This window comes from Streptomyces sp. Je 1-332 (assembly GCF_040730185.1).
GTDB lineage: Bacteria > Actinomycetota > Actinomycetes > Streptomycetales > Streptomycetaceae > Streptomyces.
The window spans coordinates 3,466,790-3,493,024 of sequence record NZ_CP160402.1; the positions used below are offsets into that span (position 1 = coordinate 3,466,790).

Below are 26,235 nucleotides of genomic sequence, written 5' to 3' on the forward strand. Positions count from 1 at the left end.
CTATGTGCGCGACACCGTACCGCGCGCACGCGCCTTTCAGCCGAGCAGGACCACTTCGACATCGGCGCCCGGCTCCACCGACGTGGTGTCCTCGGGGACGACGATCAGCGCGTTCGCGTGCGCGAGCGCCGCGACGAGGTGGGAGCCCGCGCCGCCCACGGGCCGCACGTCGCCCGCGTCGGCGTCGTACTGTCCGCGCAGGAACTGCCGCTTCCCCGCGGGAGAGGTCAGCGCCTTGTCGGCGATGAGCTCCGCGCGCGCCGTGGGCCGGTGGACGTCCGGTAGACCCATCAGAGCGCGCACCGCGGGACGTACGAAGATCTCGAAGGAGACGTACGACGACACGGGGTTGCCCGGCAGGGCGAGCAGCGGGGTGTGGTCGGGGCCGATGGAGCCGAAGCCCTGTGGCTTGCCCGGCTGCATGGCGAGCTTGCGGAACTCGACGCCGCTGCCCGTCCCGACGCCGTCCTCGTCGGCTCCCACGGAGGAGAGGGCTTCCTTCACGACGTCGTACGCCCCGACGCTGACGCCGCCCGTGGTGACGATGAGGTCGGCCCGGATCAGCTGGTCCTCGATGGTGGAGCGCAGCGTCTCGGCGTCGTCGGCGACCGCGCCCACGCGGTAGGCGATCGCTCCGGCGTCCCGGGCCGCCGCGGTCAGCGCGAAGCTGTTGGAGTCGTAGATCTGGCCCTTGGCCAACTCCTCGCCGGGCTGGATCAGTTCGCTGCCGGTGGACATGACGACCACGCGGGGGCGAGGGCGCACCTTCACCGTGCCGCGGCCGATCGCGGCGAGCAGGGCGATCTGCGGGGCGCCGAGGACCGTGCCCGCGGTCAGCGCGCGGTCGCCGGCCTGTACGTCGCTGCCACGCGCCCGCACGTGCGCGCGTGCTTCGGCGGGGCGGTGTACGCGGACCTCGCCGGAGGCTCCGTCGGGGGCGGCGCTGTGGGCGCGCATTCCGGAGACGGGGCCTTCGCCGAGGCCTCCGTCGGTCCACTCCACGGGGACGACGGCCTCGGCGCCGGGCGGCAGCGGGGCGCCGGTCATGATGCGGGCGGCCTGGCCCGCGCCGACGTCCGGCTGCTCGCCCTGGCCCGCGGCCACGTCGCCGATGACCGTCAGGACGGCGGGGAACTCCTCGCTGGCGCCCGCGATGTCTGCGACCCGGACCGCGTATCCGTCCATGGAGCTGTTGTCGAAGGGCGGCAGCGAGACGGGCACCGTGACGTCCTCGACGAGGACGCAGCCCTGGGCGTCGAGGAGTTGGAGCTCGATGGGCTCCAAGGGGCGGACGGATCCGAGGATGTCGTCCAGGTGCTCGCTCACCGACCAGACGTGTTCCTGGCCGGTGACTTCGGTCGTCGCGCTGCTGCTCAAAGTGCTACATCTCCTCGGACACGTAACTGCGAAGCCAGGCCTGGAAGTCCGGGCCCAGGTCTTCACGTTCGCACGCGAGTCTGACAATGGCACGCAGATAGTCGCCCCGGTCACCAGTGTCATAGCGCCGGCCCTTGAAGACGACGCCGTGCACGGGACCGCCGACCTTCCCCGCGGCGTCAGCCGCTGATTGATACTGCGCCGCGAGCTGCTGGAGTGCGTCGGTGAGCTGGATCTCGCCGCCGCGGCCCGGCTCGGTCTTGCGCAGTATGTCGAAGACGTGCGGGTCAAGGACGTACCGGCCGATGATGGCGTAGTTGCTGGGGGCGTCCGCGGCGTCGGGCTTCTCGACCAGACCGGTGATCTCGACGACGTCGCTGTCGTCGGTCGGCTTCACCGCCGCGCAGCCGTAGAGGTGGATCTGCTCCGGGGCCACCTCCATGAGGGCGATGACGCTGCCGCCGTGCCGCTCCTGGACCTCGACCATGCGGGCGAGCAGCGGATCACGCGGGTCGATCAGGTCGTCGCCGAGGAGCACGGCGAACGGTTCGTTGCCGACGTGCGGGGCGGCGCACAGGACGGCGTGACCGAGTCCCTTGGGGTCGCCCTGGCGTACGTAGTGCATGGTCGCGAGGTCGCTGGACTCCTGGACCTTCGCGAGCCTCGCCTCGTCGCCCTTCTTCAGAAGGGCCGACTCCAGTTCGTAGTTGCGGTCGAAGTGGTCCTCGAGGGGGCGCTTGTTGCGGCCCGTGATCATGAGGACGTCGTCGAGGCCGGCGGAGGCGGCCTCCTCGACCACGTACTGGATCGCCGGCTTGTCGACGACCGGCAGCATCTCCTTGGGAGTGGCCTTGGTGGCCGGCAGGAACCGGGTGCCGAGACCTGCTGCGGGGATGACAGCCTTGCTGATCCGCGGGGGGTGAGACTCAGTCATGTCCGTAACCATAACCGGTGAGTATGTGCGGAATCTGTGGGTCAGGACATTTTGTTCTCATATGAGCGCACCTGGAAGGGTTTGTGAGCGCACCATGAAAGAAAACGGCCCGAACCAGCCGCCCGGCCAGCCAACCAAGCGCACGTTGCGCGGAGAATTCCTCGCGGTGAGAAGCCGGTTGACTAGGGATGACGCGCAGAAGGCCGCCGCGGTTCTCGCCGACCGCGCATTGGAGCTTCCGGAGCTCTCCGGAGCGCGCACGGTCGCGGCGTACGTCTCCGTGGGGAGCGAACCGGGGACGCGCGCCCTCCTTGACGTCCTCCACGCGCGCGGGACGCGGGTCCTGCTCCCGGTGCTCCTCGCGGACAACGACCTGGACTGGGCGGCCTACGAGGGGGAGGGCTCGCTCACCCGCGTGCAACACCCGGGCAAGATCGCACTCTTGGAGCCCTCGGGGGCGCGACTCGGGCCCGACGCCGTCCTGGCGGCGGACGCCGTGCTGCTGCCGGGCCTGGCCGTGGACACGCACGGGATGCGCCTCGGGCGCGGCGGCGGGTCGTACGACAGGGTGCTCGACCGGCTGGTGCGGGCCGGGGCGGATCCGGCCCTGGTGGTGCTCCTGTACGACACGGAAGTCGTCGCGCACGTCCCCAGGGAGCCGCACGACAAGCCGGTGCACGCCGTCGTCACGCCGTCGGGAGTACGCCGCTTCCGCTGACCCTCCAGCGAAGTGAAAGGGCCCTCCACGCGCGCGTGGAGGGCCCTTTCACTGCTGTGTGCGGCGCTTCAGGGCCGCAGCACCAGGCTGTCGTTCGTGCTCTTCTTCACGGCGTCCTTCGAGAAGGACCACGGCAGCAGCTCGCCCTTGACCCACTTGCTGGTCTGGTCGGTGTAGTGCGCGCTGTAGGCGTGCCCGGAAGCACCGGTGAGGTTGATCCACTTCGACTTGTCGAGGTCGTCGAGGTTCACCACCATGCGCATCGACGGCACCCACTGCACGCCGTAGCCGCCCGCCGCGTTCCAGCCGGTGGCGTTGACCGCCGCCTCGCCGCCGCCCAGCTTGAACGGGCCGCGGTTGAGCATGAACTGGAGCCAGCCGGGGCCTTCGACGCCCAGGGTCTGGTTCTTCAGGGTCAGCCGGTGCAGGCGGCCCCAGCTCCAGGTGTCGACGTCCTTGCCGAGCTTGGCCGTCAGGTCCCAGCGCGCGTCCTCCATGGCCCGGCCGAACAGCTGGTCGCGGGTCTTGGTCTCGGCGTCCGTGCGGGTCCTGGGCGACTTCCACCAGTCGTTGTCCTCGTCGTCGAGGATCGACCGGATCACTTCGTAGTAGCGGTCGCCGCCGTCGGGCTGCGCGGATTCCGCGTCGCGCTGGCCGCACTCGCGCACCGGCTCGGCCTCGTCGGCGGGACCGGTGTTCCCGGCCGGCTCGACGTTCAGGCACTGGCCCTTGACCCGCAGCTCCTTGGGCAGCTTGTTGCCGATGGAGAGCTTGAGGATGTTGCGCCACACCGAGTTGAAGTACGCGGCTGCCGCCGAGTCGGCGTCCTGGGTGTAATCCCAGCCCTCGAGGAGCTTCTGCGCCTCACGGACGTAGCTGTCCTTGACGTCGATCTTGAGCAGCTTGGGCACCAGCAGCTTGGCGATCTCGCTGCTGTTGTCCATCTGCATGGTGCGCATGTCCTCGGTGGAGACCTTCCCACCGTTCTTGATCTTCGACTGGATCAGGTCGGTGATGCGCTGGCTGCGCGCCCCGTAGCCCCAGTCCGCCGTGAGCTTGTACGGGTAGTCCGACTTCTCGCTGTCGATGACGGCCTGGTTGGCGGTCACGATGTAGCCGCGCTTCGGGTCGTACTCGTAGGGCAGCGCGGACTGCGGGATGTAGCCGGTCCAGCGGTAGTCGGAGTCCCAGCCGGGCGCCGGGAGCGCGCCGTCGCCCTTGCCGCGGACCGGGATCCTGCCCGGTGCCTGGTAGCCGATGTGGCCCTTGGTGTCCGCGTAGATCAGGTTCTGCGAGGGCACTTCAAAAGAAGACGCCGCCTTGCGGAAGTCGGAGAAGTCCTTCGCCTTGTTGAGCTCGAAGACGGCGTCCATCGACCTGCCCGGCTGCAGCGCGGTCCAGCGCAGCGAGACGCCGTAGCCGTCGCCCCGGTCGGGGGCCGCGCTGTCGACGGTGGCCTTCTTGCCGACCTTCACCAGTTCGTCGTCCCGGTCGGACAACAGGGGGCCGTTGCCGGTCTCCCGCACGGTGATCTTCTTGGACTTGCCACCGGCGACCTTGATGGTCTCCACGCGCGTCTTGAAGGGCAGCACCTTGTTGTCGTACGAGTAGCCGTCGCCCTCGAACTTCTCGAGGTAGAGGTCGGTGACGTCGGCGCCGAGGTTCGTCATGCCCCAGGCGATGTCCTGGTTGTGGCCGATCACCACGCCCGGCATACCCGCGAAGGTGTAGCCGGAGACGTCGTACTGGCAGTCCTTGGAGACCGACCGGCAGTGCAGGCCCATCTGGTACCAGACGGACGGCAGCTGGGGTGACAGGTGCGGGTCGTTGGCGAGCAGTGGCTTCCCGGAGATCGTGTGGTCGCCGGAGACCACCCAGGAGTTGGAGCCGATGCCGTTGCCGTTCGGGCCGAGACCCGCGTCCGGGACCTTGTCCAGGACGTCGGAGAGGCCCGACAGCTGGGACTGGAGGCCGTCGGGGGCCTGGGTGTTGCCCGCGAGGCCCGTGCCCGCCGCGCCGCCCGTCTGCGACTGGCTGCCCGTGCTGCTGCCCTTGCCGTCGTACTCCTTGGTGGCGCTGTTGTACGTGCCCTCCTGGACGATGGGCTTGTTCCGGGCGTACGGGTACTCCGGGTACAGGTCCTTGATCTGGGACGGGCCCAGGCGGCTCGTCATCAGGGAGCGGTCGATCTCGTCCTGCATGTTGCCGCGCAGGTCCCAGGCCATGGCCTTGAGCCACGCCACGGAGTCGACGGGGGTCCACTCCTGGGGCTCGTAGTCGTTGGTGAAGCCGAGGGCGGCGTACTCCAGGGAGATGTCCTTGCCGCTCTTGTCCTTCAGGTAGGCGTTGACTCCCTTGGAGTACGCCTGGAGGTACTTCTTCGTCGCGGGCGAGAGCTTGGAGTCGTACTCCTTCTGCGCCACGCGGTGCCAACCGAGCGTCCGCAGGAACTCATCGGTCTTTACTTGGCCCTTGCCGAACATCTCGGAGAGGCGACCGGAGGTCATATGGCGGCGGACGTCCATCTCCCAGAAGCGGTCCTGCGCCTGGACGAAGCCCTGGGCCATGAAGAGGTCGGCGTCGGACTCGGCGTAGATCTGCGGGATGCCGTTGCCGTCGCGCTTCACGTCCACGGGACCGGCGAGGCCGTCGAGCTTGATCGTCCCCTTGGTCTGCGGGAAGGAGGCACGCACCGTACTGACGCTCCAGTACGCCCCGTAGCCGATGCCCGCCACGATGGCCAGGACCAGGACGATCACGAGGAGGCGGGCTCGGCGCCCCTTCTTCTTGCCGGACTTATGACCGGAAGAGGCGGTGGTATTCGAGGGCATCGCTGTCCTTGCTGTCCTTACGCGAGCGGCAGGGCTGGCTGGGCGGTGGTGGGAGCGCTGGAGCAACTGTAGGCGCAGGGCACCGCGACCTCGGACGCGGAGTCAGGAACCTACATCGCGACGCATCGTGTGAGTGTTCGAGGGCGTCAAGGAAGCGTTAACAATTAGGTAAGGTAACGAAGTACTTGGCTCGCGCGGAGGAAGGAACGGCCCCTGACTGTCCACGACCTCAACCAGCTTCTGCTCATCTGCTCGCTCGTCCTGCTCGTCGCGGTCGCGGCGGTCCGCATCTCGTCGCGCAGTGGGCTCCCCAGCCTGCTTCTCTACCTCGGCATCGGCATTGCCATCGGCCAGGACGGCATCGGCAACGTCACCTTCAACAATGCCGAGTTGACGCAGGTCATCGGCTATGCGGCGCTCGTCGTGATCCTGGCCGAGGGCGGTCTCGGCACGAAGTGGAAAGAGATCAGACCCGCCCTGCCCGCAGCCGCCGTCCTGTCGCTCGCCGGCATCGCGGTCAGCGTCGGCGTGACGGCCGCCGGTGCCCACTACCTGGTCGGCCTGGAGTGGCGGCAGGCGCTCATCATCGGCGCGGTGGTCTCCTCGACGGACGCGGCTGCGGTCTTCTCCGTGCTGCGGAAGGTGCCGCTGCCCTCCCGCGTGACGGGCATCCTGGAAGCGGAGTCGGGGTTCAACGACGCCCCTGTGGTGATCCTGGTCGTGGCCTTCTCCATGGCGGGCCCCGTGGAGCACTGGTACGTCCTCGTCGGCGAGATCGCCCTGGAGCTCGCGATCGGCGCCGCGATCGGCATCGCGGTGGGCTGGCTCGGCGCCTACGGCCTGCGGCACGTGGCGCTGCCCGCCTCGGGCCTCTACCCCATCGCCGTGATGGCCATCGCGGTCGCCGCCTACGCGGCGGGAGCCATGGCGCACGGCAGTGGATTCCTCGCCGTCTACCTCGCCTCGATGGTCCTCGGCAACGCGCGGCTGCCGCACTGGCCCGCCACCCGGGGCTTCGCCGAAGGCGTCGGCTGGATCGCGCAGATCGGCATGTTCGTCCTGCTCGGGCTCCTGGTCACCCCGCACGACCTGCTCGACGACATGTGGCCCGCGATCATCATCGGCCTGATCCTGACCGTCGTGGCACGCCCCCTGGGGGTCGTCGCGAGCCTGCTGCCGTTCCGCATGCCCTGGCAGGAGAAGGCCCTGATGTGCTGGGCCGGCCTGCGCGGGGCCGTGCCCATCATCCTGGCCACGATCCCGATGGTGAACGGCGTCGACGACAGCGAGCGGATCTTCAACATCGTCTTTGTCCTGGTCGTCGTCTACACCCTCATCCAGGGCCCCACGCTGCCGTGGCTGGCCAGGAAGCTGCGCTTGGGCGACTCTTCCGGCGCCGCCGACCTGGGCATCGAATCGGCGCCCCTGGAGCGGCTTCGCGGGCACCTGCTCTCGGTGGCGATCCCGAAGGGGTCGCGGATGCACGGCGTCGAGGTGGGCGAACTGCGGATGCCGGCGGGGGCGGCGGTCACGCTCGTCGTACGCGACGGCGAATCATTCGTGCCGCAGCCCACGACCGTCCTGCAGCGCGGGGACGAGCTCCTGGTGGTCGCGACCGACCCGGTGCGGGACGCGGCGGAGAAGCGGCTGCGAGCGGTCGGACAAGGCGGAAAACTGGCCGGATGGCTGGGAACCGCTGGTCAGGACGCTGAAGAGCGGGGAAATCACAGGTGACGGGCGCCTCAATCTCCGTATTCACAGGTCTGATGGCGCCATTCCCTGTACGATGAAGACACACTTCTTCTGTACCACCTGATTTCTGTACCACCTGATCGAACCACCTCTGTCTGAAGCAGAGCTGGCGCCGACCGTATGGCGGCCGCGTGTCCCCGCAGTGGACAACCGGCATCTACCGCAGTCCCGCGCAAGAGGACAGCTCTCGGTGCCGTCGCCCTGAAACGGGGGCCGCGCTACCAGGCGGCAGAAAGGCACGGGCCGTGGCATCCACGGTCACCTCCCGCCCCGGATACGGACAGCTGCTGCGCACCCGCGGCGCCTGGACGTTTCTCCTGCCCGGCTTCGCGGCGCGCCAGCCCTTCGCGATGCTGACCATCTCCATCGTGCTGCTCGTGCAGCACACCACCGGCTCGTACGGCGTCGCCGGCGCCGTGTCGGCCGTCACCGGTGTCTCCATGGCGGTGTTCGCCCCCTTCGGCGGCAAGCTCGCCGACCGGTTCGGCCAGCGGGCCGTCCTGGTGCCCGGCGTACTCATCCACACGCTTTCGGTGCTCTCCCTGACAGTGCTCGCGCTCTCGGACGCCCCCTTGTGGGCGCTTTTCCTCGCCGCGGTGCCCACCGGCGCCTCGCAGCCGCAGATCAGCCCCATGGTGCGGGCCCGCTGGGGCGTCAAGCTCCAGGACACCCCGCTCGCGGGCACGGCGGCCGCCTTCGAGTCCGTCACGGACGAGCTGACGTTCGTCCTCGGCCCGCTCTTCGCGACCGCGCTGTGCACGACCATCGACCCGGCCGCCGGACTCTTCACGGAGGCCGGACTCACGCTGGTCGGCGGCCTGCTGTTCGCCGCCCAGAAGAGCACCCAGCCCAAGCCCGCCTCCCGCGAGGAGCACGCGCGCGTGGAGCACGTCTCCGCGCTGCGGATCCCCGGTGTACGCGTCCTGATCGTCACCTTCCTCGGCATCGGCGCCGTCTTCGGCGGTATGCAGGTCTCGCTGGCCGCCTTCACCGAGTCCATCGGCGAACCCGGCCTGAACGGCGTCCTGTACGGCACGTTCGCGGCGGGCAACATGCTCTCCGGGCTGGTCTGCGGCGCCATCGTCTGGAAGATCGCCCCGCAGCGGCGCCTCCTCGTCGGGTACGCGGCGCTGACCCTGATGGCCTCCGGGCTGTGGGCCGCGCACTCCGTGGCGCTGCTCGCCGGTCTGGGACTTCTGGTCGGCGTCTGCATCGCGCCCGCGCTGATCACCGGCTACACCCTGGTCGACCGTCTCGTGGCCCCGTCCGGGCGTACGGAGGCGTTCACTTGGCTCACCGGAGCCGTCGCGCTCGGCCAGGCCGCCGCCGTCACGGTCGCGGGACAGCTGGAGGACCACTTCTGGGACGGCGCCGGATTCCTGGTGCCGCTGGGCGGTACGGCACTGGCCCTCGCGGTGCTCGTGAGCCTGCGCTCGCGGCTCGTACCGCGGTCCGTCGGACGCACCGTGGCACGTGGCGTGGGTCACCGCGAGCCGGTCACGGTGGACTGATCTCGCGGAATACGTCACTATGGACCGTCGTTAGCACTCATCGAGTGAGAGTGCCAGGAGGAAGCAAGTGCCGACGTACCAGTACCAGTGCACCGAATGCGGCGAGGGCCTCGAGGCGGTGCAGAAGTTCACGGATGACGCTTTGACCGTGTGCCCCAGCTGCGACGGACGCCTCAAGAAGGTGTTCTCGGCCGTCGGCATCGTCTTCAAGGGCTCCGGCTTCTACCGCAACGACAGCCGCGGCTCGTCGTCGAGCAGCACGCCGTCGACGGCGAACGCGTCGAAGTCCTCGGACTCCAAGGACTCGAAGTCGTCGGACTCCAAGGACTCGAAGTCGTCGGACTCCAAGTCCGCCGCGGGCACCTCGTCCTCGTCGTCGAGTTCCTCGGGCTCGGACTCGAAGTCCTCGAGTTCGTCGGCCGGGTCTTCCAGCTCCTCCAGCTCGTCGGCCGCCTGATCTCATCTTCCTCCGTGTCCCCGCTGTCGTACGACGGCGGGGATCTCGGCGTTCCAGAGCCCTCCGCCAGCAGAATCCTGGGCGTCACCGAGCCCGGCTACTGTGCTCGGCATGGTGAATACGGCGAACGCGACGCGGGCCGAAATCGGTGTCATCGGCGGCTCCGGCTTCTACTCCTTCCTCGACAACGTGACCGAACTCCAGGTCGACACCCCCTACGGAGCGCCGAGCGACTCGCTCTTCATCGGTGACCTCGCCGGGCGGCGGGTCGCGTTCCTGCCCCGGCACGGCCGCGGCCACCATCTGCCGCCGCATCGCATCAACTACCGGGCCAACCTGTGGGCGTTGCGCTCCGTGGGCGTACGGCAGGTGCTCGGCCCGTGTGCGGTGGGCGGGCTGCGGCCCGAGTTCGGGCCCGGGACGCTGCTGGTGCCCGATCAGCTCGTGGACCGCACGAAATCGCGTACGCAGACGTACTTCGACGGGGTTCCGTTGCCCGACGGAAGCATCCCGAACGTCGTGCACGTGTCGCTCGCGGACCCGTACTGCCCCGTCGGGCGCGGCGCCGCGCTGAAGGCGGCCCGCGGGCGGGAGTGGGAGCCGGTGGACGGCGGGACCCTCGTGGTGATCGAGGGGCCACGGTTCTCGACCCGCGCCGAATCGATCTGGCATGCGGCGCAGGGCTGGTCGGTGGTGGGCATGACCGGACACCCGGAGGCCGTGCTCGCCCGGGAACTGGAGCTCTGCTACACCTCATTGACACTGGTGACGGACCTGGACGCCGGTGCGGAGAGCGGCGAGGGTGTCTCGCATGAGGAGGTGCTCCAGGTGTTCGCGGCGAATGTGGACCGGCTGCGGACGGTGCTGTTCGACGCGGTGGCGGGGCTGCCGGCGGAGGGCGAGCGGGACTGCCTGTGTGCGGGGGCGCTGGGCGGGATGGATTTGGGGATTCGGCTGCCGTGAGGTGGAACGGGGGACGGCGGAACTTCCCCTTCGGGTGAGGGAGTTGTCCACAACTCGGGAGTAGTGCACGGGGCTCAGCGGGATTCGGCGCGGGCCTGCATCGTGAGAGCGGAAGGCAAGATCCGCAGCTCGCACGACGCAGCAGGCTCGCTGTATTCCACTGACTCTCCCGACTCCGCAGGTGGTGGCCGACATGCCGCAGGTTTCCGCAGACTTCTCCTCCCCTTCACCTCCCCCGCCGTGCCCGGTGCCGCACTTCGCTCCCGTGCGGGTCCGCGGCGGGCGCCGACGCCTGCGAAGGCTGCTGCGGCACAGACGGCGGGCGATGGCCGCGGGGCTGGCGGTGACCGCGGCGGCACTCGTGGCGGCCGGGCCGCGGGACGCGGAACGGGCGCGGCCACAGGGGAATCCGGCCGCCGCTGCCGTGCCCGCGCGGGAGTCGGAGCGGGGGGATCGGGCCGCCGCTCCGGTGACGGCGCCGGTGCGGATCGCGGACGCGGAGACGGTGCGTCTTCTGCACAGGGGCGATCGCGTCGACGTCGTCGCGTCCGACGGCTCCGCGTCAAAGGTGGTGGCGGCAGGGGCCAGGGTGACCGAGGTGCCCGAACCTCAGGAGGGCGCGGCCGAAGGCGCCGCCGAGGTGGGCGCGCTGGTCGTGCTCTCCGTGCCGAGAGCGACGGCGGCACGGCTCGCCGGAGCCGGTGCGAGCATGCGTCTGGCGGTGACGCTGTGCTGATTCAGAATGTGTGCGACTGCACTGACTTCTTGTCAAGTAGCTCATTCGAGCTACCCAATTGGACAGTCCTGCCAGGCCCTGACGTAGTTTGCGAAGCTGTCTGTTTCACGAACTGCATTTGCAACGAAAGGCCTCGTGGTGAGCGAGAAGAACGAACCGGGTCTCTGGGACGGCTTCAAGGCCTTCCTGATGCGCGGCAATGTCGTCGACCTGGCGGTCGCGGTGGTCATCGGAGCCGCGTTCACGAACATCGTGAACTCCGTGGTGCAAGGTGTCATCAACCCGTTGGTCGGCGCCTTCGGTACGAAGGATCTCGATCACTACAGCTCGTGCCTCAAGGCCCCGTGCAGCATGAAGGCCGACGGCACGGTGGAGAGCGGCATCCCGATCATGTGGGGTTCCGTGCTCAGCGCGACCCTCAGCTTTCTGATCACCGCGGCCGTCGTCTACTTCCTGATGGTCCTGCCCATGGCCAAGTACCTGGCGCGGCAGGCCGCGCGGAAGGCCGAAAAGGAGGGCACGCAGGAGGTCATGGAGATCTCGGAGCTGGAGGTCCTCAAGGAGATCCGCGACGCCTTGGTGGCGCAACGCGGCTCTGGGCACGACGAGCGGTAGCGGGGGCTCAGAAGTGGTGGGGCGGCTTCTCGTCGAGGAAGCGCGCCAGGTCGGCGGCGCTGTCGCCGCCGACCGGAGGCCGCTCTCCCCACCCGCGGTCCGTGTCGTCCGAAGACTGCTGCGACAGGGGGTCGTCGAAGACCAGGGCGCTCTTCGGCTTCTTCGGCGCCTCGGAGCCCTGTGGGGTCTCCGATTCCTTCGGATCGCGCGGTTCGGGGGCGGGGGCGGTGCTCATACATCCAGGGTACGTCCGTGGGGCGCCACCGCAGCCGTCAGACAGCCGTGAGCCCCTGAGCTGCGAAGATCTCCTTGGCCGCGGCCACCTGCCCGGGGGTGGGCGAGGGGGTGTCGCGCAGGGTGAAGTCCTTGCCGAGGGCGGACCACTTCGCCTCGCCCAGCTTGTGGAAGGGCAGCACGTCGACGCGCGAGACGTTGCCGAGCGAGGCGGCGAAGCGGGCGACGCCCTCGATGTTCTCCGGGTCGTCGGTGAGGCCGGGGACGAGGACGAAGCGCACCCAGACGTCCTTGCCCAGGTCCGCGAGGCGGCGGGCGAAGTCGAGGGTCGGCTGCAGGGGACGCCCGGTGACCTTCTTGTACGTCTCGCGGTCCCAGGACTTGATGTCGAGGAGCACGAGGTCGACGTCACGGAGCAGGGCGTCGGTGGCGCGCACGCCGAGGAAGCCCGAGGTGTCGAGGGCGGTGTGCAGGCCCAGTTCGTGCTTGAGGCGATGCAGCAGTTCACCGGTGAAGACGGGCTGCAGGAGGGGCTCGCCGCCGCTGACCGTGGCTCCCCCTCCCGCAGCCGAGATGAACCTGGTGTACTTGGCTGCCTCCGCGATCACGTCGTCGGCGGTGGTCCGCTTGCCGTCCCGCATCCGCCACGTGTCGGGGTTGTGGCAGTACAGGCAGGTCAGCGGGCACCCGGAGAGGAACGTGACGAAGCGGGTGCCCGGTCCGTCGACGCCGGTGGACAGGTCCCAGGAGTGGAGGGATCCGGTGACCGGTCGCCGGGTGACCGCGGCCGCCGGGGTCGCCGTGTCGAGCAGGACAGCCATGGCAGAACTCCCGTGCTGCTGGTGGGCTCAGAGGGAGCCGTGGAAGGTGCGGTTGATGACGTCGAGCTGCTGGTCGCGGGTGAGCCGGATGAAGTTGACCGCGTAGCCGGAGACCCGGATGGTCAGCTGGGGGTAGTTCTCCGGGTGCTCCATGGCGTCCTGAAGGGTCGCCTTGTTCAGCACGTTGACGTTCATGTGGAAGCCGTCGCTGGCCATGTAGCCGTCGAGGACTCCGGAGAGGTTCTGGATCCGCTCACCGGCGGTTCGGCCGAGGGCGTCCGGGGTGATCGTGTTGGTGAGCGAGATGCCGTCCTCGGCGTCGTCGTAGTCGAGCTTGGCGACCGACAGCGCGGAGGCGATGTAGCCGTGCTCGTCACGGCCGTTCATCGGGTTGGCTCCGGGGGCGAAGGGTTCGCCGGCGCGGCGGCCGTCGGGGGTGTTGCCGGTCTTCTTGCCGTAGACGACGTTCGAGGTGATCGTCAGGACGGACTGGGTGTGCACCGCGTTCCGGTAGGTCGGGTGCTGTCGGATCTTGCCCATGAAGTCCGAGACGATCCGCCGGGCGATGTGGTCGGCCCGCTCGTCGTTGTTGCCGTAGGCGGGGTAGTCGCCCTCGATCTCGTAGTCGACGGCGAGGCCCGTCTCGTCGCGGATGACCTTGACCTTGGCGTGCTTGATGGCGGAGAGCGAGTCGGCGGCGACGGACAGGCCGGCGATGCCGCAGGCCATCGTGCGCAGGATCTCCTGGTCGTGCAGCGCCATCTCGATGCGCTCGTAGGCGTACTTGTCGTGCATGTAGTGGATGACGTTCAGCGCGTGGACGTACGTCTTGCCGAGCCAGCCGAGCATCGCGTCATAGCGCTCGGCGACGGTGTCGTAGTCCAGGTAGTCGCCCTCGATGGGCTCGAAGCCCTCGACGACGCGCTTTCCGGTCTTCTCGTCGCGGCCGCCGTTGATCGCGTAGAGGAGGGCCTTGGCGACGTTGACGCGGGCCCCGAAGAACTGCATCTGCTTGCCGACGGCCATCGCCGACACGCAGCACGCGATCGCGGTGTCGTCGCCGTACTTGGGCCGCATCAGGTCGTCGGACTCGAACTGAATGGCGGAGGTGTCGATGGCGACCTTCGCGGCGAAGTCCTTGAAGCCCTTGGGCAGTTCGCGTGCCCAGAAGACCGTCAGGTTCGGCTCGGGGGCGGGGCCCAGGTTGTAGAGGGTCTGCAGGGCGCGGAACGTGGTGCGGGAGACGAGCGGGCGTCCGTCCTCGCCGATGCCGGCCATCGACCAGGTGACCCAGGTCGGGTCGCCGGAGAAGCCCTCGTTGTACTCGGGGGTGCGCAGGAAGCGGACGATGCGGAGCTTGATGACGAAGTCGTCGATGAACTCCTGGGCCTCGGTCTCGGTGATGCGGCCGGACTCGATGTCGCGCTGGAGGTAGATGTCGAGGAAGTTGTCGATGCGGCCGATCGACATGGCCGCGCCGTTCTGCTCCTTCACGGCGGCCAGGTAGGCGAAGTACAGCCACTGGACGGCCTCGCGGCCGGTGGTGGCGGGGCCCGAGATGTCGTAGCCGTACGACATCGCCATGTCCTTCAGCTCGCCGAGCGCCTTGATCTGCTCGGAGGTCTCCTCGCGGGCCCGGATGACGTCCTCGGTGGCCCACTCCTCCCCCAGCGTGGCCTTGTCGGCCTCCTTCGCGGCGATGAGGCGGTCGACTCCGTAGAGGGCGACGCGGCGGTAGTCGCCGATGATGCGGCCTCGGCCGTAGGCGTCGGGCAGGCCGGTGATGATGCCGGAGGAGCGGCAGGCGCGGATCTCGGGCGTGTAGGCGTCGAAGACACCTTCGTTGTGGGTCTTACGGAGGTGCGTGTAGACGTCTTTGACCTCGGGGTCGGCCTCGTAGCCGTAGGCGTTGAGCGCGCTTTCGACCATCCGCCAGCCGCCGTTGGGCATGATGGCGCGCTTGAGGGGGGCGTCGGTCTGGAGGCCGACGATGAGGTCCGCGTGGTCGGCGGCGGTGCCGGCGACGTAGCCGGGCTTGAAGGCGTCGATGCGGGACGGGGTCTTCACGTCGACGTCGTGGATGCCGCGCTCGATCTCCGCGGGGAACTTCTCGAGGAGCGTCTGCCAGACCTGGGTGGTGCGTTCGGTCGCGCCGGCCAGGAAGGAGTCGTCGCCCTCGTACGGGGTGTAGTTCTGCTGCACGAAGTCGCGGACGTCGATGGCGTCCCGCCACAGGCCGCCCTTGAAGCCGTCCCATGCCTCGCCGTGCACTGTCGTTTCCGCGGGAGTGGCAGTCATCGCCGGCACCTTCCGAATCGCCTTTTCGCTGTGCCTCCATTGCACTGCGATCTGGTCGGTCGAGGGCTCCGCAATGGTCCTCACTTCAGGGCCCGAGGTCCTCTCTTGCCGCCCTCGAAAGCCGTCGCACCTACTTTGACCTGGGGTTCCTCTAAGGACTTTGGACCTAAGTTCGCTTGTGAAAGCATTCACAAGAATATCCGGACACACCAATGGGCCGGGTGCTCCCACACCCGGCCCACGGTGCCGACGCCGCTGTGGACGTCAGCTCGGGGACTCAGCGCCCTTACGGGCGTAGAACCACCAGCAGACCGCGATACAGCTGACGTAGAAGGCCACGAAGCCCCACATCGCGCTGGTGACCGCGAAGTTGGCGAACATCGCCGGGATGAAGAAGAAGCCGTAGGCCGCGATGGCGGAGGTGAAACCGGTGACGGCGCCCGCTTCCATCTCGGACTGCTTCAGTGCCTTGGTGTAGGCGGGGGTGCCCTCCGTCAGGCCCTTCAGGTGCTGGCTGCGGAAGATCACCGGGATCTGGCGGAACGTCGAGCCGTTGCCTATGCCCGAGAAGAAGAACGCGCACAGGAAGCAGGCGAAGAAGCCGTAGAAGTTGCCGTTGTCGCCGCCCGAGGGCAGGAAGTTGATCACGCCGATGATCGAGACCGCCATGCCGACGAACGAGATGATGGTGACCCTCGCGCCGCCGATCTTGTCGGCGATCCAGCCGCCGGCCCAGCGGGCGAGCGCGCCCACGGCCGGGCCCATCCAGGCGTAGGTGGCCGCGGAGTAGGCCGCGTCGATCGGCGTGAACGTGGTCTTGATGAGCATCGGCAGAGCCGCGGCGAAGCCGATGAAGGAACCGAACGTGCCGACGTACAGCCAGGTCATCAGCCAGTTGTGCTTGCGCTTGAAGATGATCTTCTGCTGGCTGAAGGGGGTCGATGCGACCTTCAGGTCGTTCTGGCCGAACCACGCGACCACGGCCAGGATCACCAGGACGGGCACCCACAGGAACGCGGCGTTCTGCAGCCACACGGACGTGCCGTCCGCCTTGTGCTGGGCCGAGCCGACCGCGAGGACCGAGCTGGTGATGACGATCGGGGTGACCAGCTGGACGACGGAGACACCGAGGTTGCCGAGGCCACCGTTGATGCCGGTGGCGTTGCCCTTGTCGCGCTTGGGGAAGAAGAAGCCGATGTTGGCGAGGGACGAGGCGAAGTTGGCGCCGCCGACACCGCAGAGGGCAGCGATAGCGATCATCACGCCGTACGACGTGTTCGGGTCCTGCACCGCGATGCCGAGCCAGATCAGCGGGACGACCAGGACGATCGTGGAGAGCGCGGTGAAGCGGCGCTGGCCGATCATCGGGCCGAGGAAGGTGTAGAAGACGCGCGCCGTGCCGCCGGTGATGCCGGGGACGGCCGTCAGCCAGAACAGCTGAGAGGTGGAGAAGCCGAAGCCGACGTCCTTGAGGTTGGTCGCCGTGACCGACCACACCTGCCAGACGACGAACGCGACCAGGAGGGCGGGGACGGCGATCCACAGGTTGCGGGAGGCGACCTTCTTGCCGATGGACTTCCAGAAGAGCTCGTTCTCCGGCTCCCAGTCGGTGATGGTCTTGCCGGGACGGTACTGAGCGGGGTCGTACGCCGTGCCCGCGGGGGCGAGCTGCGCCTCTTGCGGGTTCTCTTGAGTGGCAGGCGTTCTCATGTTGGTTCCCAGTTCGCTACGGGTCCCGACCTTGCTCCGGGGCCTGACATATCCACCGTCGCGTGCGCGGTTCTTCGGGAGCAGAGGCGTAGGGCATCAGCCGTCCAGCCCAAAGACACGAAGGTCAGGGGGCCTTCGGCCCCGTTCGGCGGAAGCCGTCTGCTGTGCTGGCCGCATGACGTCCACCCCGGCCTCCGGGCCGCCCCAGGATCCGGCCCACAAACCGCCTCCCACGCCCGTATCCGCCACCCTGCGGCCCCTGCGATCACGCGGGCGCGAGGAGGCGCATCGGGCCGCGACCCCGCTGGAGCTCTTCTTCGACCTCTGCTTCGTGGTGGCGGTCGCGCAGGGCGGGGTCGAGCTGGTGCACGCCGTGGCCGAGGGGCACGCGGGCGAGGGTGTGCTCAATTACGCGATGGTGTTCTTCGCGCTGTTCTGGGCGTGGGTCAACTTCTCGTGGTTCGCGTCGGCGTACGACAACGACGACGTGCTCTACCGGGTCGTCACACTCGTGCAGATCGCCGGGGTGCTGGTGTTCGCCGCCGGGGTGTCCAAGGGGTTCCAGGAGCACGACTTCCTGCTGATCTGGCTCGGGTACCTGATCATGCGGGTCGCGCTCACCAGTCAGTGGCTGCGGGTCGCCAAGTCGGCCACGGGCGCCGAGCGCAGCACCGCGCTGCGGTACGCGGGCGGTGTGCTGCTCTGTCAGATCGGCTGGTCGGGGCTGCTGTTCCTGCCCGAGGACGCGCGCCTGTGGCTGTTCCTCGTGATGGCGGTCGCGGAGATGTGCGTGCCGGTGTTCGCGGAGCGCGGCTACACGACGGCCTGGCACCCGCACCACATCTCCGAGCGGTACGGCCTGTTCACGATCATCGTGCTCGGCGAGACGATCGCGGCGGCGACCGTCGCCGTGAAGTCCGGCATCGAGGAGAACGACGCGCTCGGCGAACTCCTGCCCATCGCGGCGGGCGGACTCCTGATGGTCTTCGCCGCGTGGTGGATCTACTTCGTCGTACCCATCCACGGCCGCCTGCGCGGCAACCGGCAGGCCTTCCTGTGGGGATACGGGCACTACGTCATTCTCGGTGCCGCCGCAGCGATCGGTGCCGGGCTCGAGGTCGCGGTCGAGGAGGCCGTCGGCAAGGCGCACATCTCGACGCTCGCCGCGTCCGCGGCCGTGACCGTGCCGATGGCGCTGTATCTCCTCACCGTCTGGCTGCTGCACTCCCGTTACTACAAGGTGGGGATCGCCCAGCAACTCGTGCTGCCGGTCAGTGCGTTGGCGACCTTGGCGAGTACGTTCGCCGGGGGCTGGGCCGTCCTGGTGGCGGGGCTCGTGGCGACGGCCGCCGTCGCGACCGGCGTGACGCTCACCAGCCGGATGGCCCGGCGCACGGCGCGCAACTCCCCCTCGTGATACGCACGTCGGTATGACCACCCACTCCTCTCTCACCGACGTACCCGGCCTCCGCGTCGGCCACGCGACGCTCACCGGCGAAGGCCGCCTCACCGGCACCACTGTCGTGCTCGCCCCGCCGGGCGGCGCCGTCGCGGCCGTGGACGTGCGCGGCGGCGGCCCCGGCACCCGTGAGACCGATGCCCTCGACCCCCGCAATCTGGTGCAGCGCGTCGAGGCCGTCGTGCTGACCGGCGGCAGCGCGTACGGCCTGGACTCCGCGGCCGGCGTCATGGCGTGGCTGGAGGAGCAGGGCCGCGGCGTCCGGGTCGGCCCCGACCCCTCCCACGTCGTCCCCGTGGTCCCGGCAGCCTGCGTCTTCGACCTCGGCCGCGGCGGCGACTTCACGGCACGCCCCGACGCCGTGACGGGCCGTGCCGCGGTGGAGGCCGCCGCGGGCAGCGAGCCGTTCACCCCCGTCGAGGAGGGGAACGTGGGCGCGGGCACCGGAGCCGTGGTCGGCAAGGTCAAGGGCGGTATCGGCAGCGCGAGCGTCAGGCTGGACTCGGGTATCACCGTGGCCGCCCTGGTCGTGGCGAACGCGGCGGGCTCGGGGGTCGACGCGGGGACGGGTGCGCTGTACGGGCGGTACTTCGAGGGGCGGCCGGTGAGTTACCCCGACCCCGGGGTCCATGAGGAGGCCACGCGGCGCCTCGCCGAAGCCGCCTCCGTCTCCGCCTCCGCCGCCGCCTCCGCCGCCGGGAGCGGGCCTCCGCCGCTCAACACCACCCTTGCCGTGGTCGCCACGGACGCCGCACTCAGCAAGGCCCAGGCGCAGAAGCTCGCCGGCACGTCGCACGACGGCATGGCGCGCGCCGTGCGCCCCGTCCATCTCCTCAACGACGGGGACACCGTCTTCGCCCTCGCGACCGGTGAGCACTCCCTGGCCGCCGACGCCCCCCTCGCCCTGAACGAGATCCTCGCGGCGGGCGCGGACATGGTGACGGCGGCGATCGTCCGTGCGCTCCTGGCCGCGGAGTCCGTCGAGACACCGGGCGGCAAGTTCCCCTCGTACCGCGACCTTTACGGCACCTAGCGAGGAGCAAGAAGCAAGTACCAGGCAGCAATCAGCACATAGCTTCCAAAGAAATCCCTAAGGGAATTCCCAGAAAGAACAGCTACAAATAGCCGCGGATCGCGGCGCGTTGGGGCAGCCGGCGGGTCATGTCCATGTGCCCGCCCTCACATCAAACGGACGGAACCTTTCCGCCCGCAGGCCGCTCTTAACTCGTATAACTCTTACTGGTTCATAACGCGCACTTCGCACAAAGATGGAGCAGCCCGTGACAACGTCGCACATAGCCAAGCCCCGGCGGCGCACTCTTCTGGCGGCCACCGCGCTCGCCGCCGTGGGTGCGCTCGCCCTCACGGCCTGTGGCGGCGACGCGGACGCCAATGGCGACAGCGACGGCAAGGACGGCAAGTCCAAGACGCAGGGCGCCGACATCACCATCTCGGCGAAGGACGGCTCCACCGGCGCCTCCATCAACGCCACCGGCGTCAAGGTCGAGGGCGGCAAGCTGACCGACGTGAAGATGACCCTGGTCTCCACCGGAGCGGCGGTCGACGGCACGCTCTCCTCCGACGGCACCAGCTGGAAGCCCAAGGCGCAGCTCGAGCGCGGCATGAAGTACAAGATCGAGGCCAATGCCGAGGACGGCAAGGGCAAGGAAGCCACCGAGAACTCGATCTTCACCACCGTCTCGAAGGCCAACAGCTTCATCGGCAGTTACACCCCCGACGGTGGCACGAAGGTCGGCGTCGGCATGCCGGTCTCCTTCAACTTCGACAAGGCGATCACCGAGAAGCAGTCCGTCCAGTCGCACATCAAGGTCACCTCCGACAGCGGCCAAGAGATCGTGGGCCACTGGTTCGGGAACCAGCGCCTCGACTTCAGGCCCGAGGAGTACTGGAAGGCCGGCTCCAAGGTCACCATGAAGATCGACCTGGAGGGCGTGAAGGGCGCGGACGGCGCCACCGGCGTACAGAACAAGACCGTCACCTTCACCATCGGCCGCGCGCAGGTCTCCACGGTCGACGTGAAGGCCAAGAAGATGACGGTCGAGCGCGACGGCAAGGTCATCAAGACCATCCCGATCTCCGCGGGCAGCCCGTCGAACCCCACGTACAACGGCAAGATGGTGATCTCCGAGAAGTTCACCCAGACCCGTATGAACGGCGACACGGTCGGCTTCGGCGGTGAGTACGACATCAAGGACGTCCCGCACGCGATGCGCCTGTCGTCCTCCGGCACCTTCATCCACGGCAACTACTGGGGCTCGCCCTCGATCTTCGGCAGCGCCAACACCAGCCACGGCTGCGTCGGCCTGCAGGACGCGCAGGGCGCGGGCGATTCCAGCACGCCGGGTGCGTGGTTCTACGACAACTCCCTCATCGGGGACGTCGTGACGGTCAAGGGCTCACCGGACGAGACCATCGCCCCGGACAACGGCCTCAACGGCTGGAACATGTCCTGGAGCGAGTGGACGGCGGGCAGCGAGGGCTGATCCGCGGGCTGATTTCAGTCGCCCTCTCCGGCCCTCTCACCAGGCCCAACACCGCGTGCCGCACGGGAACTTGCCGTGCGGCTCGTGCGTTTTCCGGTTCCCGGGCATGATGTCCGACCCAGGGGCTACGGTATGCACTCACAAGGTGACATGCAGCAACGCCGGGAGAGACCTTGAGCGTTCCGTACGAGCACGAGACGGCGTGCGAGCCACAGGCTGCCGAGCAGAAGTCCACGCACTCCCCGCAGGAACATCTGGAGCGGCTTCTTCGCCGCGCCATGAACTCCTTCGACCTGCCGGACGACACGATAGGACGCCTCGACTCGGCTCTGGCGTACGACAGTTCGCTGCACTCCGCGCACCACAGCGCGGGCCTGCACCGCGAGACCTATCGCCACACGTGGCTGCTCGCCGACGCCGGCGCGCTCACTCTCTGGGAGCTGGTGCACAACACCGGCCCCGGCAGCGTCCACCAGTTCGAGCTGTACGCGGACGAGGAAGAGGCCGGCGTCGCCACCTCGCGTCTGCCGCTCCCGCCCGACACCCCCGCCACCGGTTGCGAGCAGCCGGTGGTGCTGCAGCTCCCGGTGGCCGACGAGCCCCGCCACACGTACGTACCGGACGACTCCGCGGACCACGGCCGCCGGCTGCTGCGCCGCGCGGAGAACGAGGTGGGCGAGGGGCGTCCCGGCGAGGAGCTGGAGCGGTTATTGCGCTCGGCGTTCGCGCATCAGATCACCCAGGCCTTCGGCCGCCCCTGCCTCGCGGGCGAGGCACGCCTCTCCTTCTCGCTCTACGAGCACGCGTTCCTGCTCTTCGACGGCAGCGAGCTCAGCCTCTGGGAGGTCGAGCACACGGTCACACCCGACAAGCGGCACCGCTGCGAGGTGTACGTCACCGAGGAAGCGGCCCGCGCGGCGATGGAGCAACGCGCGAGGAGCATTCCGCAGCAGCGTACGAAGAAGTAGGGGCGCCGTTTACGCCTCCAGGAGCGCCGTACGGCTTCAGGGGCGCCGTACGGCTTCAGGGATGCCGTACGACTTCAGGGGCGGCTGTCGCCGAACTGTCGTACCAGGCCTGCGAAGGCGGCCCGCTCCTCCGCCGTCAGGTCGACCGTCTCCGCGCGCGGCGGGCCCGACTGCGCCGGCAGCGCGCGCAACGCCTGGGACCGGCGCCAGACCTCCACGTCGACCTGGTCGCGCCGCATCACCCGCACCAGGCCCACGGCCCAGACGACGGTCGCCGTGGCCAGAACGGCCACGCCTGCCTGCTGGAGGATCGAGACATTCTGGAACATGCCGCACAGTAGACATCACGACCCGGGGCTTACGACAGGGGGGTTGTGGGACTTACGTCCTGAAGTGACGCATGTCGCACAACCCCCCTCATAGGGGCCGAACCCTCCGGGGTCCGGTCAACCGGGTTCAGACGGCCGCGGGCACCCGCTTCTCCGCCACGGCTTCCTCGGCCGTGACGCCGCTCTCCGAAGGGGCCGTCCGCCGGGCGCCCTTGAGCAGAATGACCGCCAGGGTGGACACACCGACACCGGCGACGATCGCCACCAGGTAGAGCAGCGGCTGCCCGATGAGCGGCACCACGAAGATGCCGCCGTGCGGCGCCCGCAGCGTGCAGCCGAAGGCCATCGACAGGGCGCCGGTGACCGCTCCGCCCGCCATCGACGCGGGGATCACCCGCAGCGGGTCGGCCGCGGCGAACGGGATCGCGCCCTCCGTGATGAAGGAGGCGCCCAGGAACCAGGCCGCCTTGCCGTTCTCGCGTTCCGTCTTGGTGAAAAGCCGGCCGCGGATGGTGGTGGCGAGGGCCATGGCGAGCGGCGGGACCATACCGGCCGCCATCACCGCGGCCATGACCTTGAGGCTGCCCTCGGTCGGGTTGGCGAGGCCGCCGACGGCGAAGGCGTACGCGACCTTGTTGAGCGGACCGCCGAGGTCGAAGCACATCATCAGGCCGAGGATGACGCCGAGGATGATGGCGTTGGCGCCGGACAGGCCCTCCAGCCAGTCCGTGAGCGCGCTCTGCAACGAGGCGATGGGCTTTCCGATGACGAGGAACATCAGGAAGCCGACGATCGCGGACGAGATCAGCGGGATCACGACCACGGGCATGATGCCGCGCAGGACGGCGGGGATCCGTACGCGTTGGACGCCCATGACGACCGCGCCCGCGATCAGGCCGGCCGCGAGGCCGCCCAGGAAACCCGCGTTGATCGTGACGGCGACGGAGCCGCCGACGAATCCGGGGACGAGTCCTGGCCGGTCGGCCATTCCGTACGCGATGTAGCCGGCGAGGACCGGCACCAGGAAGGCGAAGGCGAGTCCGCCGATCTGGAAGAGGAGCGCGGCCCAGCTCGTGGTGTCCGTCCACACGAAGTGCTCGGCTACGGACGGCGCCTTGTCGATCTTCCAGCCGCCGATGGCGAAGCCGAGTGCGATGAGGAGGCCGCCGGCGGCGACGAACGGGACCATGTAACTGACGCCGGACATCAGCCACTTGCGCAGCTTGGTGCCGTAGCCGTCACCGCTCTCGCCCGCGTCGTCCACGGGGCTCGTCCCTGCGGCCCCCGAGGTGACATCGCCGCGGGCCGCCTTCTCCCGGGCCTCGGCGATGAGTTCCGCGGGGCGGTTGATGCCCGCCTTGACGCCCACGTCGACCGTGGGCTTCCCGGCGAAGCGGTTCTTGTCCCGTACGGGGACGTCGTGGGCGAAGACGACCGCGTCCGCGGTGGCTATGACCGCCGGGTCGACGCGGGTGAATCCCGCTGACCCCTGGGTCTCGACCGTGAGCTCCACGCCTGCCTCGCGGGCCGCGTTCTCGAGGGACTCGGCGGCCATGTAGGTGTGGGCGATGCCGGTCGGGCAGGAGGTGACCGCCACGATGCGGAACGGCTCCGCCGGGGGTTCGGGGTCGTCCGACTGCGGGTCCGTGGGGGCTTCTGCCGCGCTGCGCGCGGCTTGTTCCCCGCCCACCCGCCCATTGCCCCGGATCAGGTCCGTCGCCGTCTGCGCGTCAGCGGCGCCCCGCAGCGCGCTCGTGAACTCCTCGTCCATCAACTGCCGTGCCAGCGAGGAGAGGATGGTCAGGTGGGCGTCGTCCGCACCGGCCGGGGCGGCGATCAGGAAGATCAGGTCGGCGGGCCCGTCCGGCGCCCCGAAGTCGATGCCGTCGGCCGAGCGGCCGAAGGCCAGGGTCGGTTCGGTGACGTGGGCGCTGCGGCAGTGCGGGATGCCGATGCCGCCGTCGAGACCGGTCGGCATCTGCGCCTCGCGGGCCGCCACGTCGGCGAGGAACCCGTCCAGGTCGGTCACCCGGCCCAGGGCCACCATGCGCTCGGCGAGGGCACGGGCCGCCGCTTCCTTGGTTCCGGCGGACCGGTCGATTTCGAGGTCGACCAGTTCCGCGGTGATCATCTCGCTCATCGCGGGCTCCTTCGCACGCGTATCGCCCGGAGGGCGGGGGTGGGGACGGGGGTGTGAGGGTGGGTGGTGTGGGTGTGGGCGCTCATGGCGCGGGCTCCGTCAGTACGCGGTCCAGGGGGACCTCCGCCGTGACCGTGACCGCGCCGGGTGCGAGGTCCGAGGGGGTCGGCATCGCACTGCCGGGGAGCTGGACCGCCGCCGCGCCGTGCGCCACGGCCGAGGCGAGGGCGGGGGCGCCGGTGCCGCCCGCGATGAGGAAACCGGCCAGGGAGGAGTCACCGGCGCCGACGTTGCTGCGTACGGCTTCGACCGGAGCGCTGCCGAAGTACGTGCCCGAGTCGTCCACCAGGAGCTGGCCGTCCGCGCCGAGACTCGCGAGGACGGCGCGGGCGCCCAACTGCCGCAGTTCTTCGGCGGCCTTGACGGCGTCGCCGACCGTCGTCAGGGGCCGGCCCACCGCTTCGGCGAGCTCCTCCGCGTTCGGCTTGACGACGTCGGGGCGTTCGGCGAGGGCGGCGAGCAGGGCCGGGCCCGAGGTGTCGAGGGCGATCCGGGCACCCGCGGCATGCGCGCGGGCCACCAGGTCGGCGTACCAGGAGGGGGCGAGCCCGCGGGGCAGGCTGCCGCAGCAGGCGATCCAGTCGGCTCCGGTGGACCGCTCCCGCACGGCGGTGAGCAGCAACTCGGCTTCCGCCCGCGTCAGTTCGGGCCCGGCGGCGTTGATCTTCGTGAGGGTGCCGTCCGGTTCGGCGACGGCGATGTTGGAGCGGGTCTGGCCCGCGACCGGGACCGGCGCGACCTCGATGCCCTGCTCGTCGAGGAGCTGGGCGACGAGCGCGCCGGGTGCGCCGCCGAGCGGCAGGACGGCGAGCGTCGCCGCGCCGGCCGCCGCGACCGCCCTCGATACGTTGACGCCCTTGCCGCCCGGGTCCATCCGGTCACCGGTGGCCCGGATGACCTCGCCGCGGTCCAGCGAGGGGACCTCGTAGGTGCGGTCGAGGGAGGGGTTGGGGGTGACGGTGAGGATCATGCGCGTACGTACCGTTTCGTTGCCGTGCTGTGTGCTGCCGCTGCTCGCGTGCGTGTCCGTGCCGGTTCCGCTCATGCCCGGATCACCTCCGTGCCATTGGCCTCGATCGCCGCGGCGTCCTCGGGGCCGAGCCCGGTGTCGGTGATCAGCAGATCCACGTCGTCGAGACCGCCGAAGCGCGCGAAGTGCTCCTGGCCGTGCTTGGTGGAGTCGGCGAGGAGAACGACGCGGCGGGCCGCGCCGATGGCCGCGCGCTTGACGGCGGCCTCTGCGAGGTCGGGGGTGGTGAGGCCGGCCTGTGCGGAGAAGCCGTTCGCCGCGACGAAGAGGACGTCGGCGCGGATCTCTCCGTACGCCCGCAGCGCCCACGCGTCGACGGCGGCGCGCGTACGGCTGCGGACGCGGCCCCCGATGAGGTGGAGCTGGATGCCGGGGTGGTCGGCGAGGCGGGCGGCGGTGGGAAGGCCGTGCGTGACGACGGTGAACGTCGCTTCCAGCGGGAGGGAGGCGGCGAGGCGGGCCACCGTCGACCCCGCGTCGAGAATGACGCTTCCTTCCGTGGGGAGTTCGGCGAGGGCGGCGCGTGCGATGCGGTCCTTCTCGTCGGCGGACGTTCCCTCCCGCTCCGCGAGGTCGGGCTCGAAGTCGAGGCGTCCTGCGGGGATGGCACCGCCGTGCACGCGTCGGACCAGGCCGGCCCTGTCGAGGGCCTTCAGGTCACGCCGGATGGTCTCGGCGGTGACCTTGAACTCCTCGGCCAGCGACAGGACGTCGACCCGTCCCCCGTCGCGTGCGAGCCGCAGGATGGCCTGCTGCCGCTCCGGTGCGTACATGTCCGCTCGCCTCCG

22 protein-coding genes are annotated in these 26,235 nt (G+C 69.4%); 11 read left to right on the plus strand and 11 right to left on the minus strand.

Annotation, left to right across the window (positions count from 1 at the left end; genetic code table 11):
• Positions 1-36 precede the first annotated feature (36 nt).
• Both glp and galU read right to left on the minus strand, forming a co-directional pair.
• Positions 37-1,377 (minus strand): gephyrin-like molybdotransferase Glp, encoded by a 1,341-nt coding sequence (gene glp, locus ABXJ52_RS15595; RefSeq protein WP_367042837.1) that lies wholly within the window; start codon positions 1,375-1,377, stop codon positions 37-39.
• Positions 1,378-1,381: 4 nt separating this feature from the next.
• Positions 1,382-2,311: a UTP--glucose-1-phosphate uridylyltransferase GalU gene (gene galU / locus ABXJ52_RS15600; protein WP_367042839.1), complete on the minus strand. Its 930-nt coding sequence runs from the start codon at positions 2,309-2,311 to the stop codon at positions 1,382-1,384.
• A gap of 94 nt (positions 2,312-2,405) precedes the next feature.
• Here galU and ABXJ52_RS15605 point away from each other — a divergent pair, with 94 nt between their 5' ends.
• Positions 2,406-3,029: a 5-formyltetrahydrofolate cyclo-ligase gene (locus tag ABXJ52_RS15605; protein ID WP_367042841.1), complete on the plus strand. Its 624-nt coding sequence runs from the start codon at positions 2,406-2,408 to the stop codon at positions 3,027-3,029.
• Positions 3,030-3,097: 68 nt separating this feature from the next.
• Here the strand turns inward: ABXJ52_RS15605 and ABXJ52_RS15610 are convergent, their stop codons facing one another.
• Positions 3,098-5,860, minus strand: coding sequence for a penicillin acylase family protein (locus tag ABXJ52_RS15610; protein ID WP_367042844.1), 2,763 nt, complete (start codon positions 5,858-5,860; stop codon positions 3,098-3,100).
• Positions 5,861-6,073: 213 nt separating this feature from the next.
• On the opposite strand from ABXJ52_RS15610, the gene ABXJ52_RS15615 reads away from it, so the two are divergent.
• The 6 genes from ABXJ52_RS15615 to mscL all read left to right on the plus strand — a co-directional run bounded on the left by ABXJ52_RS15615 (position 6,074) and on the right by mscL (position 11,894).
• Positions 6,074-7,594 carry a potassium/proton antiporter gene (locus ABXJ52_RS15615; RefSeq protein WP_367049084.1) on the plus strand — a complete coding sequence of 507 codons (1,521 nt, stop codon included), beginning with the start codon at positions 6,074-6,076 and terminating at the stop codon, positions 7,592-7,594.
• A 263-nt stretch (positions 7,595-7,857) separates the two neighbouring features.
• Positions 7,858-9,123, plus strand: coding sequence for an MFS transporter (locus ABXJ52_RS15620; RefSeq protein WP_367042845.1), 1,266 nt, complete (start codon positions 7,858-7,860; stop codon positions 9,121-9,123).
• 67 nt (positions 9,124-9,190) lie between these two features.
• A complete protein-coding gene (locus ABXJ52_RS15625; protein WP_367042847.1) occupies positions 9,191-9,580 on the plus strand; it encodes an FmdB family zinc ribbon protein in 390 nt (129 codons plus the stop codon).
• Positions 9,581-9,691: 111 nt separating this feature from the next.
• Positions 9,692-10,543, plus strand: coding sequence for an S-methyl-5'-thioadenosine phosphorylase (locus tag ABXJ52_RS15630; protein WP_367042849.1), 852 nt, complete (start codon positions 9,692-9,694; stop codon positions 10,541-10,543).
• A gap of 193 nt (positions 10,544-10,736) precedes the next feature.
• Positions 10,737-11,279, plus strand: coding sequence for a hypothetical protein (locus ABXJ52_RS15635; RefSeq protein WP_367042851.1), 543 nt, complete (start codon positions 10,737-10,739; stop codon positions 11,277-11,279).
• A 138-nt stretch (positions 11,280-11,417) separates the two neighbouring features.
• Positions 11,418-11,894 carry a large conductance mechanosensitive channel protein MscL gene (mscL, locus tag ABXJ52_RS15640; RefSeq protein ID WP_367042853.1) on the plus strand — a complete coding sequence of 159 codons (477 nt, stop codon included), beginning with the start codon at positions 11,418-11,420 and terminating at the stop codon, positions 11,892-11,894.
• A gap of 7 nt (positions 11,895-11,901) precedes the next feature.
• On the opposite strand, the gene ABXJ52_RS15645 is transcribed toward mscL, so the two are convergent.
• The 4 genes from ABXJ52_RS15645 to ABXJ52_RS15660 form a co-directional block, all read right to left on the minus strand.
• Complete coding sequence (locus ABXJ52_RS15645) at positions 11,902-12,129, minus strand: hypothetical protein (RefSeq protein ID WP_367042855.1); 228 nt, start codon at positions 12,127-12,129, stop codon at positions 11,902-11,904.
• A 37-nt stretch (positions 12,130-12,166) separates the two neighbouring features.
• Entirely contained in the window at positions 12,167-12,949 is a 783-nt protein-coding gene (gene pflA / locus ABXJ52_RS15650) for a pyruvate formate-lyase-activating protein (protein ID WP_367042858.1), read from the minus strand.
• Positions 12,950-12,976: 27 nt separating this feature from the next.
• Positions 12,977-15,247, minus strand: a complete 2,271-nt coding sequence (gene pflB, locus ABXJ52_RS15655; protein ID WP_367042860.1) for a formate C-acetyltransferase — start codon at positions 15,245-15,247, stop codon at positions 12,977-12,979.
• Between the two features lie 264 nt (positions 15,248-15,511).
• A complete protein-coding gene (locus tag ABXJ52_RS15660; protein WP_367042862.1) occupies positions 15,512-16,957 on the minus strand; it encodes a NarK family nitrate/nitrite MFS transporter in 1,446 nt (481 codons plus the stop codon).
• A 175-nt stretch (positions 16,958-17,132) separates the two neighbouring features.
• On the opposite strand from ABXJ52_RS15660, the gene ABXJ52_RS15665 reads away from it, so the two are divergent.
• The 4 genes from ABXJ52_RS15665 to ABXJ52_RS15680 all read left to right on the plus strand — a co-directional run bounded on the left by ABXJ52_RS15665 (position 17,133) and on the right by ABXJ52_RS15680 (position 21,888).
• Complete coding sequence (locus tag ABXJ52_RS15665) at positions 17,133-18,374, plus strand: low temperature requirement protein A (protein ID WP_367042864.1); 1,242 nt, start codon at positions 17,133-17,135, stop codon at positions 18,372-18,374.
• Positions 18,375-18,387: 13 nt separating this feature from the next.
• Complete coding sequence (locus ABXJ52_RS15670) at positions 18,388-19,449, plus strand: P1 family peptidase (protein ID WP_367042866.1); 1,062 nt, start codon at positions 18,388-18,390, stop codon at positions 19,447-19,449.
• A gap of 235 nt (positions 19,450-19,684) precedes the next feature.
• On the plus strand, positions 19,685-20,920 hold the full coding sequence (locus tag ABXJ52_RS15675; protein ID WP_367042868.1) for an Ig-like domain-containing protein: 1,236 nt from the start codon (positions 19,685-19,687) through the stop codon (positions 20,918-20,920).
• Between the two features lie 173 nt (positions 20,921-21,093).
• Positions 21,094-21,888, plus strand: a complete 795-nt coding sequence (locus tag ABXJ52_RS15680) for a DUF6227 family protein (RefSeq protein ID WP_367042870.1) — start codon at positions 21,094-21,096, stop codon at positions 21,886-21,888.
• Between the two features lie 74 nt (positions 21,889-21,962).
• Here the strand turns inward: ABXJ52_RS15680 and ABXJ52_RS15685 are convergent, their stop codons facing one another.
• The 4 genes from ABXJ52_RS15685 to ABXJ52_RS15700 all read right to left on the minus strand — a co-directional run bounded on the left by ABXJ52_RS15685 (position 21,963) and on the right by ABXJ52_RS15700 (position 26,220).
• Positions 21,963-22,217: a hypothetical protein gene (locus tag ABXJ52_RS15685; RefSeq protein WP_367042872.1), complete on the minus strand. Its 255-nt coding sequence runs from the start codon at positions 22,215-22,217 to the stop codon at positions 21,963-21,965.
• Between the two features lie 127 nt (positions 22,218-22,344).
• The gene (locus ABXJ52_RS15690) at positions 22,345-24,357 is read right to left on the minus strand and encodes a fructose-specific PTS transporter subunit EIIC (protein ID WP_367042874.1); all 2,013 of its coding nucleotides are present in this window, start codon (positions 24,355-24,357) and stop codon (positions 22,345-22,347) included.
• Between the two features lie 82 nt (positions 24,358-24,439).
• Positions 24,440-25,387, minus strand: a complete 948-nt coding sequence (pfkB, locus tag ABXJ52_RS15695) for a 1-phosphofructokinase (RefSeq protein ID WP_367049086.1) — start codon at positions 25,385-25,387, stop codon at positions 24,440-24,442.
• A gap of 71 nt (positions 25,388-25,458) precedes the next feature.
• Complete coding sequence (locus ABXJ52_RS15700; RefSeq protein ID WP_367042877.1) at positions 25,459-26,220, minus strand: DeoR/GlpR family DNA-binding transcription regulator; 762 nt, start codon at positions 26,218-26,220, stop codon at positions 25,459-25,461.
• Positions 26,221-26,235 lie beyond the last annotated feature (15 nt).

What these genes read in the sequence shown, in the direction of transcription:
- ABXJ52_RS15700 (WP_367042877.1), bottom strand. Translation starts at nt 26,220, where the DNA reads ATGTACGCACCGGAGCGGCAGCAGGCCATCCTGCGGCTCGCACGCGAC.
- pflA (WP_367042858.1), bottom strand. Translation starts at nt 12,949, where the DNA reads ATGGCTGTCCTGCTCGACACGGCGACCCCGGCGGCCGCGGTCACCCGG.
- ABXJ52_RS15675 (WP_367042868.1), top strand. Translation starts at nt 19,685, where the DNA reads ATGGAGCAGCCCGTGACAACGTCGCACATAGCCAAGCCCCGGCGGCGC.
- ABXJ52_RS15645 (WP_367042855.1), bottom strand. Translation starts at nt 12,129, where the DNA reads ATGAGCACCGCCCCCGCCCCCGAACCGCGCGATCCGAAGGAATCGGAG.
- pflB (WP_367042860.1), bottom strand. Translation starts at nt 15,247, where the DNA reads ATGACTGCCACTCCCGCGGAAACGACAGTGCACGGCGAGGCATGGGAC.
- ABXJ52_RS15605 (WP_367042841.1), top strand. Translation starts at nt 2,406, where the DNA reads ATGAAAGAAAACGGCCCGAACCAGCCGCCCGGCCAGCCAACCAAGCGC.
- galU (WP_367042839.1), bottom strand. Translation starts at nt 2,311, where the DNA reads ATGACTGAGTCTCACCCCCCGCGGATCAGCAAGGCTGTCATCCCCGCA.
- ABXJ52_RS15635 (WP_367042851.1), top strand. Translation starts at nt 10,737, where the DNA reads ATGCCGCAGGTTTCCGCAGACTTCTCCTCCCCTTCACCTCCCCCGCCG.
- ABXJ52_RS15690 (WP_367042874.1), bottom strand. Translation starts at nt 24,357, where the DNA reads ATGAGCGAGATGATCACCGCGGAACTGGTCGACCTCGAAATCGACCGG.
- ABXJ52_RS15610 (WP_367042844.1), bottom strand. Translation starts at nt 5,860, where the DNA reads ATGCCCTCGAATACCACCGCCTCTTCCGGTCATAAGTCCGGCAAGAAG.
- pfkB (WP_367049086.1), bottom strand. Translation starts at nt 25,387, where the DNA reads ATGATCCTCACCGTCACCCCCAACCCCTCCCTCGACCGCACCTACGAG.
- ABXJ52_RS15660 (WP_367042862.1), bottom strand. Translation starts at nt 16,957, where the DNA reads ATGAGAACGCCTGCCACTCAAGAGAACCCGCAAGAGGCGCAGCTCGCC.
- ABXJ52_RS15665 (WP_367042864.1), top strand. Translation starts at nt 17,133, where the DNA reads ATGACGTCCACCCCGGCCTCCGGGCCGCCCCAGGATCCGGCCCACAAA.
- ABXJ52_RS15630 (WP_367042849.1), top strand. Translation starts at nt 9,692, where the DNA reads ATGGTGAATACGGCGAACGCGACGCGGGCCGAAATCGGTGTCATCGGC.
- ABXJ52_RS15685 (WP_367042872.1), bottom strand. Translation starts at nt 22,217, where the DNA reads ATGTTCCAGAATGTCTCGATCCTCCAGCAGGCAGGCGTGGCCGTTCTG.
- ABXJ52_RS15670 (WP_367042866.1), top strand. Translation starts at nt 18,388, where the DNA reads ATGACCACCCACTCCTCTCTCACCGACGTACCCGGCCTCCGCGTCGGC.